The sequence below is a fragment of the Jeotgalibacillus marinus genome (assembly GCF_040801915.1).
GTDB classification, from domain to species: Bacteria; Bacillota; Bacilli; order Bacillales; family Jeotgalibacillaceae; genus Jeotgalibacillus; species Jeotgalibacillus marinus.
The window spans coordinates 1-13,712 of record NZ_JBFMIA010000016.1 but is presented as its reverse complement, the minus strand read 5'-3'; the positions used below and the strand labels follow the sequence as shown (position 1 = coordinate 13,712).

General features: G+C 37.6%; 13 protein-coding genes and 1 pseudogene. 10 read left to right on the top strand and 4 right to left on the bottom strand.

All coding sequences use genetic code 11. The features are described from left to right. Positions 1–2 precede the first annotated feature (2 nt). Together AB1471_RS13530 and rbsB are read left to right on the top strand one after the other, a co-directional pair. Positions 3–935: an ABC transporter permease subunit gene (locus AB1471_RS13530; protein WP_367780300.1), complete on the top strand. Its 933-nt coding sequence runs from the start codon at positions 3–5 to the stop codon at positions 933–935. A gap of 31 nt (positions 936–966) precedes the next feature. Beyond that, positions 967–1,893 carry a ribose ABC transporter substrate-binding protein RbsB gene (rbsB, locus tag AB1471_RS13525; RefSeq protein WP_367780299.1) on the top strand — a complete coding sequence of 309 codons (927 nt, stop codon included), beginning with the start codon at positions 967–969 and terminating at the stop codon, positions 1,891–1,893. Positions 1,894–2,485: 592 nt separating this feature from the next. Here the strand turns inward: rbsB and AB1471_RS13520 are convergent. The 3 genes from AB1471_RS13520 to AB1471_RS13510 all read right to left on the bottom strand — a co-directional run bounded on the left by AB1471_RS13520 (position 2,486) and on the right by AB1471_RS13510 (position 3,938). After that, complete coding sequence (locus tag AB1471_RS13520; RefSeq protein WP_367780298.1) at positions 2,486–2,782, bottom strand: putative quinol monooxygenase; 297 nt, start codon at positions 2,780–2,782, stop codon at positions 2,486–2,488. A gap of 25 nt (positions 2,783–2,807) precedes the next feature. Beyond that, positions 2,808–3,443: a nitroreductase family protein gene (locus AB1471_RS13515; protein WP_367780297.1), complete on the bottom strand. Its 636-nt coding sequence runs from the start codon at positions 3,441–3,443 to the stop codon at positions 2,808–2,810. Between the two features lie 66 nt (positions 3,444–3,509). Further along, positions 3,510–3,938: a MarR family winged helix-turn-helix transcriptional regulator gene (locus tag AB1471_RS13510; protein ID WP_367780296.1), complete on the bottom strand. Its 429-nt coding sequence runs from the start codon at positions 3,936–3,938 to the stop codon at positions 3,510–3,512. A gap of 692 nt (positions 3,939–4,630) precedes the next feature. On the opposite strand from AB1471_RS13510, the gene AB1471_RS13505 reads away from it, so the two are divergent. From AB1471_RS13505 to AB1471_RS13480, 6 genes are all read left to right on the top strand, one after another. Continuing rightward, complete coding sequence (locus tag AB1471_RS13505; RefSeq protein ID WP_367780295.1) at positions 4,631–5,335, top strand: response regulator transcription factor; 705 nt, start codon at positions 4,631–4,633, stop codon at positions 5,333–5,335. Then, entirely contained in the window at positions 5,332–6,753 is a 1,422-nt protein-coding gene (locus tag AB1471_RS13500; protein WP_367780294.1) for a HAMP domain-containing sensor histidine kinase, read from the top strand. Before AB1471_RS13505 ends, AB1471_RS13500 begins: the two co-directional genes overlap by 4 nt. Further along, positions 6,750–6,956 carry a hypothetical protein gene (locus tag AB1471_RS13495; RefSeq protein ID WP_367780293.1) on the top strand — a complete coding sequence of 69 codons (207 nt, stop codon included), beginning with the start codon at positions 6,750–6,752 and terminating at the stop codon, positions 6,954–6,956. The genes AB1471_RS13500 and AB1471_RS13495 overlap by 4 nt, the downstream gene beginning before the upstream one ends. Continuing rightward, positions 6,956–8,137 (top strand): F510_1955 family glycosylhydrolase, encoded by a 1,182-nt coding sequence (locus AB1471_RS13490; protein WP_367780292.1) that lies wholly within the window; start codon positions 6,956–6,958, stop codon positions 8,135–8,137. The genes AB1471_RS13495 and AB1471_RS13490 overlap by 1 nt, the downstream gene beginning before the upstream one ends. Positions 8,138–8,428: 291 nt before the next feature. Next, positions 8,429–8,674 carry a hypothetical protein gene (locus AB1471_RS13485; RefSeq protein WP_367780291.1) on the top strand — a complete coding sequence of 82 codons (246 nt, stop codon included), beginning with the start codon at positions 8,429–8,431 and terminating at the stop codon, positions 8,672–8,674. Between the two features lie 304 nt (positions 8,675–8,978). Next, positions 8,979–9,245, top strand: a complete 267-nt coding sequence (locus AB1471_RS13480) for an SHOCT domain-containing protein (RefSeq protein WP_367780290.1) — start codon at positions 8,979–8,981, stop codon at positions 9,243–9,245. A 216-nt stretch (positions 9,246–9,461) separates the two neighbouring features. On the opposite strand, the gene AB1471_RS13475 is transcribed toward AB1471_RS13480, so the two are convergent. Beyond that, a complete protein-coding gene (locus tag AB1471_RS13475; RefSeq protein WP_367780289.1) occupies positions 9,462–11,651 on the bottom strand; it encodes a DNA topoisomerase III in 2,190 nt (729 codons plus the stop codon). A 1,217-nt stretch (positions 11,652–12,868) separates the two neighbouring features. Here AB1471_RS13475 and AB1471_RS13470 point away from each other — a divergent pair. Both AB1471_RS13470 and AB1471_RS13465 read left to right on the top strand, forming a co-directional pair. Then, a complete protein-coding gene (locus AB1471_RS13470) occupies positions 12,869–13,042 on the top strand; it encodes a hypothetical protein (protein ID WP_367780288.1) in 174 nt (57 codons plus the stop codon). Positions 13,043–13,130: 88 nt separating this feature from the next. Next, positions 13,131–13,583: pseudogene (locus tag AB1471_RS13465) on the top strand (IS6 family transposase); the annotation flags it as partial. Between the last annotated feature and the right edge of the window lie 129 nt (positions 13,584–13,712).

The following is a 13,712-nucleotide window of genomic DNA, read 5'->3' as shown; positions in this document are numbered from 1 at the left end:
AGGTGAAAAATACAAACATTATTCAAAAACTCGGTCCATTTTTCGGGCTCATTCTAATAATCTTGGTACTGTCGATTGTAAGCCCAAATTTCTTAGATGTGACAAATATTTTTAATATTTTAAGACAAGTCTCTATCAATGCGTTGATCGCTTTTGGTATGACCTTTGTTATTTTAACAGGAGGAATTGATTTATCGGTTGGTTCGATGCTTGCGCTTGGCGCGGCACTAACGGCAGGTGCCATGACATCGGGTATTGATCCGATTCTGGCTATACTAATTGGACTGCTAATTGGTGCTGCAATGGGAGCGTTTAATGGAATAATCATTACAAAAGGAAAGGTTGCACCTTTTATTGCTACATTGGCGACGATGACGATTTATCGAGGTCTCACACTTGTTTACACAGAAGGTCGGCCAATAACGGGCCTTTCTGACTCCTTTACTTTTCAATTCATCGGAAAAGGATACGTACTCGGCATTCCATTTCCCGTCATCACGATGTTTATTGCTTTTACTGTGCTTTGGTTTATTTTAAAAAAGACCACGTTCGGGCGTGGTGTTTATTCCATCGGCGGGAATGAAGAAGCGTCTCGTCTTGCTGGACTTAGTGTTGATCGAATCAAAATTGGTGTCTACACCTTGACAGGGATGTTGAGTGTGTTGGCTGGTATTATTTTAACTTCACGTTTGAATTCCGCACAGCCTACTGCAGGCACTGCATATGAATTAGATGCGATAGCTGCTGTTGTGTTAGGTGGTACAAGTTTGACAGGCGGTAGAGGATGGATTTTTGGTACGTTAATTGGTGCTCTTATTATCGGTGTACTGAACAACGGACTTAATTTGATGAACGTTTCTTCGTTTTATCAACAAGTGGTTAAAGGTGGCGTAATTCTGCTAGCGGTATTGTTAGACCGGAAGAAGGCTGCTTAATACAATAAATTTATTAAAGGGGAGTTACAAAATGAAAAAGAATTCAATTTTAGCATTATTGGTTGTAATGTCATTGATTCTAGCTGCATGTTCACTTGATTCACCAGTTTCTGAAAATGACAATGATGGTGCTGAATCTGGCAATGAACAAACGATCGGATTTTCAATTTCCACATTAAATAATCCATTTTTTGTGACGTTAGCAGAAGGTGCAGAAGCGAAGGCTGAGGAACTTGGCATGGAGATTACGATTGTCGATGCACAAGGTGACCCAGCCAAACAAATTAGTGATATTGAAGACCTTATTCAACAAGGTGTCGATACTATTTTGATCAATCCCGCTGATTCAGACGCTGTTGTATCTGCACTTGAATCAGCCCACAATGCGGATATTCCGGTTATAACGGTTGACCGAGGTGCTAGTGAAGGAGAAGTAGTCACGCACATAGCATCAGACAATATTGAGGGTGGCAAGCTTGCAGGTGAGTTTATTGTTGAAAAGATTGGTGGAGAAGGAAGTGTAGTTGAGTTAGAAGGAATTTCAGGCTCTTCAGCAGCTCGTGAAAGAGGGCAAGGGTTCAATGAAGCAATTGGAGCAAGTGGCATTGAAGTGGTCGCAAGTCAAACAGCCAATTTCGACCGTGCTGAAGGCTTAAGTGTTATGGAAAATATCATTCAAAGTGATGTACAATTCGATGCGGTTTTCGCCCATAACGATGAAATGGCACTAGGTGCAAAAGAAGCATTGGAAGCAGCAGGGATGAGCGATGTACTAGTTGTCGGATTCGATGCGAATGAAGACGCGATTACTGCTATTGAAAATGGGTATATGACGGCAACTATTGCACAAAAACCTGATGAGATCGGAATGAGCTCTGTTGAAACTGCCCAAAATATTTTTAACGGAGAAAACGTAGAAGAATTTATACCAGTAGAATTAGAATTAGTAACAGAGTAAATTTATGATGTTTGTTTAAGAGTCCGTTCCCTACGTGTAACTATCTAGGGAACGGTTTTTTGTAGTTTCTTACTGACAATTGAATACTAGGACCAACCCATTCTCTTATTCCAAAAATACCTTGTTTGGGGGAACCCCACTCTTAATCCATGATTTAAACATAATATAAACCATAAATATTATAGAAAATTCAAAAGAAAAGTCAATTCAACAAATAAAAGGATTTTTAAATGTAGTACGAAATAAAATCGGAGACATTATATAATTTTTCTACAAATAATCCTACTTTTATAATAGTTTATCCCTAGAAAACATCGTTTAGTTTCTTCGCTTTCTAGGGATAATTTTTGATTGTTTTTAAAGTCTTTCCTACATTTTAATCTCAAATTTCGCATTGTAGTTGTATCCAAGGAATGCATTTTTGAAGAAGAAAACCTTTTAGATCCAATACGGTGAACCGTATAATAAGTAGCACATACTTATTTTTATTAAAGAAGCGTCAAAGTACAACTCAATGTCTTTGACGCTTCTTTTAGCTTATTTGCACCCCATAAGTAACTCATTATTTAAAGAACATGTTTCAAAAAAGATACTATCTTTCCATCTCTCTAGCATCATAAACCTTTCCGTCTAGCGGAGCTGTTAAGTACTCACTAGCTTTCCCAACAAAGGACGTAAAGTGTTCACTCACGTTATGGATCTCGATCGCTTCAGCATCCTTCCATACTTCTACCATCGTATACACGTTTTCTTTTTCTGTATCCTTCATTAAATCATATGAAACATTACCACTTTCTGCTCTAGAAGCTGCAATCAGTGGGTGGATATCTTCAATGAATGCTTGTTGCTTCTTTGGATCTACATGAAGAATAGCGTGAATAATGATCATGACCAATCTTCCTCTCTGTTATAGATTACTTCCACTCTGCAATCGTATCGATTGGCAGACGGACTGATTTGTAACCTTCTTCTGCTGCTTTGCCGATTGATATGAGCATAACAGGAACGTAGCGATTAACGTCCATTCCGAAGGCTTTTGACGTTTCTTCTTTCTCATAGTCACCAATTGGATTTGTGTCGTAACCGTGAGCACGCGCAACTAGCATAAGTTGCATAGATACGAGACCTGCATCGATAAGGTTTATATCTTTCAACTGTTCTCTATCTACCGTTTCAAATAACCCTTTAATGGTTGGCAATTGTGTTTCTTTCACTTCAGCAGGCATGTAGCCTAACTCCACTGCTTTACTATAGATTTCTTCTGCATTTTCAATGTTGTTCATATCAGCAAATACCGCAATCACGGCTGCTGATGTTTCCACTTGTTTTTGGTTGAATTTTGCAAGTGGGGCTAATTTCTCTTTTCCTTCCGCGCTGTCGATTACAACAAAACGCCAAGGCTGCATATTAAGCGATGAAGGGGCAAGTGTTGCTTCTGTTAATATTTCAGTCATCTCTTCTTTACTAATTTTCACAGTTGGGTCATAGTTTCGAATGGAGCGGCGTCCAGTGATAATTTCGTTAAAATCGTTCAATTTTGTTTTGTTCATTTTGCATTCTCCTTTGTGTCTAATCTAAGTTGATTTAATATTTATAGTGTTTTCCCATCGTTAGGATTAAATTTGGTCGATATTATGTTGTATACGTGTAAGCATGTCTAAAAGGACTGAACGTTCTTCCTCTTTAAAGTCCTTCAAGACTTTAGTAATAAAAAGTTGTTTCTCTTCTTGATAGGCAACAATCCTATTACGTCCTTGGTCAGTTAGACGGACAAACGTAATCCGATTATCTTCAGGGTTCTTACGGCGTGTGACTATTTCCTTGTCTTCAAGCTGCTTTAAATGTCTGGTCACGGCTGCACGATCAATGTTCACTTCTTTTTGAAGTGCAGTCTGACTGATTTCATCCACTTCATATAGCTTGTGCAAAAGTTCTAGCCGCGATTGGCTGATGCCAGTGCAACGCTCAAACTTCGGAAGTATTTGCTTGGTGATTCCATATAATTGAAATGCTATTTGCGTCTCTTTAGAACATGAGTCAGACAAAATACCCCTCCTTTTCATGATCTGACAATTAGTTGATGGGTCAATCATTGATGCCTCAACTAATATAAATTAGTTCAGAGCAGAAGTCAAGTTATCCGGAAAAAGTGATTTAATTAGCATAGGGGAAAACAGTTCTTTTTGGAGTACTGCCACATCGCCATATAACATAAATACCTACAAAATGAAAAAGCCATTTTCTCATTTTGTGTCTATTCAAGATAAATTGACAAGACGACCGCAGGGAGCAAGAGGAAGAGGGGTTTACTAGGTATCGATCGAATTATTTCATATTCTTTAAACTCTTGAGCTAAGGCATTTATCTCCTTTGAGTTAAGCAAGTGATCGATAAATAAAACAAACGAAAAGAGGCAACCTAAGTTTATATTTGTATCCTCTTTCTTTGATTCCAAGTCATATCTAAGGGTACATAATTAACATAAGATTTTTTTTATCATACTTTCAACATATTTTTAGTATAGAATGATTTCAGAATGATAATGGGAGTAAGAGAAAGAGAAAATGACAAATCGTTTCGTTAAGTTATTTTTACTTTCTTGAAAGAAGTAAATCCATGTGTAGCAATGCAATTCTTTATGGAAAATCACTTTATCAAGGTAAGGAAATTATGAATCGTGCAAAATGGGGACAATCTTGAATACTTAAAGAAAAAACTCAAGATCTGAGGGATTACGATGAATAAATTACAAGTACTTGTTATTGATGATGAATGGAATGTGCGCAATCTCCTTCGTATCTATCTCGCTAAAGAAGGGTTTGAAGTGAAGGAAGCCAAAAATGGAAATGAGGGAGTTCAATTAGCCAACCAACTATCCTTTGATCTTATTATTTTGGATGTCATGATGGCTAATATGGATGGCTGGGAAGTTTGTCAGAAAATCCGTGAAACGAAAAATACTCCGATCTTGATGGTAACGGCTCGTACCGACACAAAAGATAAAGTAAAGGGATTAACTATTGGGGCAGATGATTATTTGGTTAAACCCTTTGATTCGGACGAATTGATGGCCCGTGTGTTCGCTCTTCTTAGAAGATCGAGTATCTCTCAGACAACGACGGAATCAACAGTCATTACCTATCAAGATCTGACGATTGATCCTGAGGGCAGACAGTTATTGGTGAGAGAACAGTTGGTCGTTCTAACTCCTAAAGAATTTGAACTGTTTCTTGTATTAGCCGAACAACCTCGTCGGGCTTTTAAACGCGAGAATTTGTTGGAAAGAGTGTGGGGAATCGATTATTTTGGGGATTTTCGCACAGTAGATTCGCATGTGAAAAATATACGTGAAAAAGTGAGAAAAGCAGGTTTGTCCTTTAACCCTATTCAAACCATATGGGGAGTAGGATATAAATTTCAATGGACAGATGAGCGAAAATGATTCGGAACAGTATTGTCTTAAAACTTGGTGGAACGATCCTTTTACTTTTTTTAATGGTTTTACTTCCTCTTGGGTTTGTTATTGATCGAGCTTTTTCAGAGTTTTATTACAGTGAGGTGCGAACTGAGATTGATGATCTATCATCTCGATATGCTGAATCAATGGCTGTTACCAACCATTCACAGCAACCTTACATGATCGAAATGATGGCTGAATTTTCGAACATAAAATTATATATAGTGGATACCCGGGGGGAAATCGTTGCTCAGTCAGGTATTCCTAGTACAGTAAAAGGGTCTTCTATACCAGCAAATGAACTTCGGACCCTGTCACGGGGTAAATCTCTGGAAAAGGAATGGATCGAACCGTCAGACAACCTACGATACTTGGTCTCCGGAAAGCCTATTATGGCCGAAAATCAATTCTACGGGGGGGTGTATGTTGTATCCTCACTTGAAACCATGGACCAGTCTGTCGAAAGAATACGCAGTATGTTATGGCTATCGGGAATGGGTGCATTCTTTCTTGCCCTTGCGTTCACGTATGTCCTCTCAAAAAAATTATCAAATCCATTAATTCAAATGGAAAAAGCAACCCGTAAAATTGCTAAAGGGGATTTGAAAACACGTGTGAGCCTAGAATCCAAAGATGAAATAGGATCGTTAGCCCAATCGATCAATGATTTGGCTTTTGACTTACAAAAATATCGGGAATCTAAAAGTGAGTTTTTATCCAACATTTCTCACGAGTTAAGAACACCAATGACAAGCTTGAAAGGATACTCAAAAGTGTTAAAAGAGAAGTTGTATGAAACGGAAGAGGAGAAGGAGCAATACCTCGACATTATGCACCAAGAGTCCATCCGCCTAACTAGAATGATAGGCGATTTATTTGAGCTTTCCAAAATGGAGGAGAGCAAGCTTGAGTTTCATTATGAATGGATCGATTTATCAGAAGTGATGAATAGTGCTATTCGAACCGTAAAATGGAAAATTGAAGAAAAAGGACTGGTCATGCAAGATCATATTCAAGATGATTTGACGTATGTTTATTGCGATGGTCATCGAATGGCACAAGTTTTTATCAACTTGTTGGAAAATGCTATCCGTTACACTGAACAAGGAACAATTTTAGTGGAAATGTTGGAAGAGGATGATGTAGTGAAGATTTCAATAGAAGATACAGGCATTGGTATTCCAGAGGAAGAATTAGACTACATATTTGAGCGATTTTATCGAGTGGAAAAATCCCGATCGCGCGAATTTGGAGGGACAGGGTTAGGGCTGTCCATTGTGAAAAACCTAATAGAGCAACAGGGAGGGTCTATTCAGGTCTTTAGTGAGGTAGTAAAAGGCACTCGATTTGAGATCATATTCCCCGTTTCATCTGATACAGCAAAGGAGGGGGAAGAAGAATGAAAAGGCTAGACTGGGTTATTGTTTTGCTCTTGCTTGTAGTCGGCTTATCCTGTTTAACCATGTCAGCGATGATGTATACCGATTCCACTCGCTCTTATTTCACAAACTTTCTCCAAATCTGCCTTTGGATTGGACTCCCGGCGGTTGGTGGGGGATTGATTTACTACGTGATAAAAGGGACAAGGAAGAGGAGAGATTCATAATGCGAGCTTTTAAACAACTTATTTATCCATTCAGTGTTGGTATAGCTTTACTGCCTACTAAAGCTTTTGCACATGGTGGGGCTGAGGAACCATCAGCTGGGTTACCTTTAAGTATGTATGGATTGGTAGCAATGGGATTATTATTGATCTTATTCGTCGCTTTCTATCTGAATGTAAAAAAGAAAGTACAAGCTTTACAAAATGTAAAAAAGAATGAGGATCGAAAAAAACGCGAGCAGTTATCGAAAAGGCTGCAACTAATAAAATGGGGATGGATATTATCTATTGTAGGAGTTGTGATTACCGGTAGTCTCACCGTTATGGGAGACCGATTGACTGCGACGGAAAGCGAAGTATATCTAGAACATGTGCATGGTTTAGGCTATTCCGCTGATGGAAAGCGAATCGTTATTCCTGCGCATGATGGACTGAAAAGTTACTCAGATGGACATTGGGATAATGTTGAAGGAGAAAAACATGATTACATGGGCTTTGCTGCCGTTGATGATGGTTTTTACAGCAGTGGACACCCTGCCCCTGGATCTGATAAGAAGAATCCTTTTGGTGTTGTAAAAAGTACAGATGAAGGAAAAACATTTAAAACGTTAGACCTTTATGAGGAAATGGACTTCCATTTAATGAGTGTAGGGTATCAATCCCATGCGATTTACGTGATAAATCCTCAACCGAATTCAAGAATGGATTCTACTGGACTTTACTATTCAATCGATGATACTAAAACTTGGGCTAAAAGTGCTATGAAGGGGATTAGTGAGGAACCGACTGCGATAGCTGTACAGCCTATAGACAAGGCGGTGGTGGCCATTGGCACTGAAACGGGTGTATTTCTATCCAAAGATAACGGAGATAACTTTGAAAAAGTAATTTCAAAAGGTCAAGCAACTTCCCTGTTTTTTAATAGTAATGGAACCCTTTTTGTTGGCGGTTACAGTGACAAACCATATCTTTTGAAATGGAATGTTGAAAACAAACAATCAGATGAAATAATAATTCCTGACTTAACCGAAGACGCGATTGCCTATATCGCGGAAAATCCAGTCAAAGCAAACGAAATAACCTTCGCTACGTTTAAGAAAGATGTTTATGTTTCAAATGATAATGGTGGTACTTGGACGAAAGTGGCCGATCAAGGGAAAGGCATTGAAGAAAAAAAACAGTAAAAGAGAAGAAACGATGGTCTTAGGAGGTTTATGTGTCTTTCTTTTTGTTATTTTTATTGCAGAGGTCATGGTGTATCGACTGGTTTCTTTCGCTAGAAAAGCCGTTAAGAAAAGGGAAGACCTGATACTTGACATCTTAAGGGAGAAATAACCGAGGAAGAATTTAATCACAAGAGGGTTCTGCTCCAAATTAAAGAAAGAGGACTACACACAAATTCTTCAAATACTACACAAGGTTTGAACAAACTTCTTGTTTATACTAAAAGCATCAAGTGATAAGGAGGGGACAAGATGAAAAAAAAGAAGATCACATTCACTGTTTTAGGCCTTACATTAGCTGCCGGCTTGGCTGGAGGAAATATAATATTTGCTGAAAAAACAAATTATAATGATAGTCAAATGATGAACAGTGACAGCATGTCAGGCGGCATGATGAGAGATCCAAGTATGGGCAACGTGGTGGACGCTATGAACTCTCCGGAAGGAAAAACAATGGTGGAAAGTTGCAACAAGTTCATGGAATCTTTCTCAAGATAAAGAAGGTCAATTTGATTCAAAAGACAATAGCTTAAAACCTAAAGAAACATCATTATAAGAAAAGGTGGACTTGGTTATGTGCTGTGGACCAACAAATAAAAAGAAGCATGTTACAAAAAGTGAAACGGTAGGAAACGTAAGTCCTCTGATCAGCTGATAACCCGTTTGGCTCGAAGGGAAATCTCCTTTGAGAAACGGTAGGAATAGCAATGGCAATAGCTTTTCATTTGATGTAAGTCAAGCACTTAGTCTAAACAGTTTTAGGCGGTTATGAGAAAAGCAATCTAGATAGGAGCTGAAGATTATGATGGATGGAATGATGGATGGTAATTCTATGATGGATGGAATGATGAGTGGGAATTCTATGATGGGAATGTCTCTCATGATGGGCATTGGATTATTGCTCTTGATTACTCTAGTTGGAGTGACCATTTATATGGTCGTTCGCCAGTTGATGAAAAGAAGTAGTGTGACAGACCATCCGTTGCTAATATTAAAAGAGCGATATGTCAAAGGTGAGATAAACGAAGAAGAATATGAACTGAAACGGAAAGTATTAAATAAAAAGTAGACATTCGCTCACTAGTTTTGCATAAAGATTAATACAATAATTAGAAAATATTTCTATTTTTTATCCTAAACGAACCCTTCTTCAATCGCTTGAAGAAGGGCTTTCTTTATTTTCTACTATTGTTATCCCATGTTGAGCTAGACCATCTGAAAGGTCACTTAAAATGGTTGGCCTATTTAGAAGTGCCTATCTAAGATAGACACTTCCATTGATCATTTAATCAAATTTCATCCCTTTTAATAAATCAGCAAAGGCATTATTAATCGGTTCAGGTTCTTTTTCTTGCTGTTTTAAATACTTCTGTACAGAACGTTTATCCATTTTTCCACCAGATTGTTTATTACGTCTTGCTTTAAAGGCAGACAGCTTCTCACGATATCCACATTTACATGTGAAAATTTGACCTGCACCCTCACCACGTAGTTCCATTTTCTTTTTACATTGAGGGCAGCGTGCGTTCGTTACGCGTGCCACGTTCTTTTTGTGACCGCATTCACGATCTTGGCAGACCAGCATTTTACCTTTCTTGCCGTTAACCTCTAACATTGGTTTCCCGCAGTCTGGGCAAGACTTTGTTGAGATATTGTCATGTTTATATTTTTTATCGCTTGCTTTAATTTCAGCTACGATTTCTTTTGTATGTTGTTTCATTTCGTTAATGAATACATCTTTTTTCAGTTTGCCCTTAGCAATTAGTTCCAGTTTTTGCTCCCATCTAGCTGTTGTTGTCGGAGATTTTAATTCCTCTGGTACTAAGTCTAGTAGCTGACGGCCTTTCGATGTGATGTAAATTTCTTTCCCATCACGTTTTTCGATTAAGAATGAGTTAAACAGTTTATCGATAATATCTGCACGTGTTGCAACTGTGCCAAGTCCACCTGTCGATTTTAACGTGTTTACAAGTTCTTTATTGCTCGTTTGCATATATTTCGTAGGATTTTCCATAACAGATAATAAGGTCGCCTCTGTAAAGCGTGCTGATGGCTTTGTTTGTCCTGAAGTTTGAGACATTAACTTTGTTTTCAATACGTCGTTTTTTTCGATGCGAGGCAATACCTGTTCCTTTACATCATCCATTGATTCCTCATCATCAAATCGATTTTCGTATACTTCCTTCCAGCCAGCTTTTATGACTGTTTTCCCTTTTGCAATGAATGTCTCGTCGCCAACTTTCGCTTGAACGGTTACCTGCTCGTATTCATAAGCAGGGAATAAAACAGCTAAGAAACGTTTCACAACAAGGTCGTAAATTTTGTGTTCTTTATTCGTGAAGGCTGAAAAATTTACATATCCTTCAGTGGGAATGATGGCGTGGTGATCACTTACTTTATGGTCATCAACAAACCCTTTTGACGCTTTAATCGGTTTATTTAACACTTTATTTGCAAGAGAACGATAATCACCTACAGCACATGCTTTCAAACGCTCTGGAAGAGTACTTACGATATCTGATGGTAAATAACGTGAGTCTGTACGAGGATAAGTTAATACTTTATGTTGCTCGTACAGTTTTTGCATGATGTTCAATGTTTCTTTAGCTGAGTAGCCAAAGATTTTATTCGCATCACGTTGTAACTCTGTTAAATCGTATAGAGCAGGTGCGTATGTTTTCTTTGCTTTTCGGTCAACGGAAACAATCGTAGCATCTTTACTTCCAAGTGATTTTACGATTGCATCGATCTTCTCTTTGTGAAAGCTACGATTATTTCCGTTTTGATCTTGCCACGTTAATTTTGGGCCGTCTGTTTGTGCTTCGATTCCATAATACGTTTGAGCTTTAAAATTCTTAATATCATCTTCACGTGCTGCAACCATTGCAACGGTTGGTGTTTGCACACGACCACAGTTTAATTGTGCATTAAATTTTGTTGTTAAAGCGCGAGTTGCATTTAAGCCGATATACCAGTCAGCTTCAGAACGTGCTACTGCTGAAGCATATAAATTTTCATAGGCTTTACCAGGCTTTAAGTTATTGAATCCATCTTTAATCGCTTTATCTGTTACAGAGGAAATCCAAAGACGTTTGATAGGCTTATGAACTTTTGCCTTGTCAATAATCCAACGAGCAACTAATTCTCCTTCTCTCCCTGCATCAGTAGCAACGATTATTTCTTTCACATCACTGCGATTTAACTGTGCTTTTACAGTATTAAACTGCTTTCCAGTTTGTTTCATGACAACTAATTTCAGGTGCATTGGAAGCATAGGAAGGTCTTCTAGATTCCATGTTTTATATTTATTATCGTAAGCTTCTGGATCTGCTAGTGTCACTAGATGTCCTAATGCCCACGTAACGATGTATTTATCCCCTTCTAAAAATCCATTGCCTTTTTTATTACACTTCAATACATTTGCAATATCACGTGCAACGGAAGGTTTCTCAGCAATTACTACACTTTTTACCATTTTGTTCGAACTCCTTTACTAACTATGTACCGTCTAATATATCATAATTTCAAGACGAAAATTGGTTTATACACTCCTATTAAACTGACGTAATTGACACCGCTTCTTTGAGAATTTCAACTTCTTGGATTATAAAAAATTATTTTTTCAAAAAAAATTGACTATTTGTATATACAAGTATATGCTACAAGTGGTATCGTCTCCTGCTAAATGTGTGGGGCTGATCTCCAAGGGACAGGAGTAGAGGAACGAATTTGTCTCTTTAGGTTCGCCCAAGTCCTTATATTTGAAAGCCTGATTGATTTGTTGAGTTATTGGACTCTCAAAAAAGATTGTCGGATCGTCTCCATGACACTTGTGAAAGAAGAGAGTAAACATACAGTACGAGGAGGAAAAAATGAAAAAAGCAATACAATATAGGGGAATACAAAGATGGTTAAATTAATTGGTATAGTAAAGATAATCATTATAATTCAGGAGAGACCCCTTCTATAACCGTACTTGACAACGGAGAAGTACTAGAGGTTCATAGAGGGAGTGGAAGTTATAATAATCTTTATTACAATTTAGGAAAGGTCGAAGATGGGAAAATTAACTGGGGACCAAGTATTAATAGAATATAATTATTAATTTCTACAAAATCCTGATAGCGAAACTGTTTTTTTATTTAGAGTTTACTTTGGTCTATCATGGTCAAACTGAAAACTTACAATGTACTGACTCAATAAGTAAAGCGTTATTAGCTACACAAGGAAGAGTTGAAGAAGCGTGAGAAAAACTGAAAATTAAAGATTGGGACTATTACGATGCTGTATTTGCTACCATTATACGTTCGTTGATTGAACTAACCGAAATGGGATGAGAGTAGTTTCTTGATGAGGCACGTCTGATCTTTGAAAATCGGACTATCGTTTTAAAGATTTTCCCGATTTGATATTTAACAAATTTAATAAGGAGGTTTTTGAAAATGAAAAAAATTATAATTGAAGGATTAGCTGTAGCGTTCATAACTTCATTTATTCATTCCTCCAGTAACAGAGGAAATTCAAATAGAATAACCAGAACCAATAGGCGAACCACCTACTGGTTGATTGTATGGAGGGCAGTATCTCACACGAGGTACTGTCCTTCAGTCGTTGTAAGGGGTGGCCAGCGAATTTTATATACTTTGAATAAATGACCACTTTAATTTAACCATATTTTGGGGAGGGATAGAAATGGATGAAGAGTATAATATAGCGAGAATGTTAACTAGACTGGGAGTAGAGTTAAACGATTATATGACAAGTGGAAAAATTGATCTTGGAGAAGTACTAAATAATCTTAAAGAAGTAGGTAAAATTTCACACGAGGAATATAGGCAAGTGAGGGACATCTTTAAGACAAGCTAAACCCTACATGAGAATATAGAGTTCGGGGTTCTGATGCAACCATGCAAGTAATCTCTAAATATTGGACAATACTGATACTAAGGACATGATCAGTATGGAAAATCAATTTAAATGGAAGCACTATCAATCTGACATCATTTTATTAACAGTAAGATGGTACCTACGGTACAACCTAAGTTTTCGTGATTTAGTGGAAATGATGGAAGAACGAGGTTTATCGATCACACACCACCATTATGCGTTGGGTCGATCAATATGGTTCTGAATTAGACAAAAGAATACGCCGTCATCTGAAAACAACCAATGACTCTTGGAGAGTGGGTGAAACCTGTGTGAAAGTCAAAGGTCAATGGATGTATCTGTATCGTGCAGTTGATTCAGCAAAGCATACGATTGATTTTTAACTAAGTGAATCAAGAGATAAACAAGCAGGCAAGGCTTTTTCAAGAAAGCCTTGCCTGCTTCTCATAATCGTACCCCTCGTGTGATCACTGTAGATAAGAATCCAGCTTATCCTGTAGCGATTCAAGAGTTAAAAGAACCTACATAAGAATAGTTTTGACTCACTTTTCAAATGAATTTAGAAAGTCTGATAATAATTTCATTTGTTCTTGTGACACTGGTTTTTCATTAATGATTATTTTATTTTTATTTATAATTTCTTCCTGTT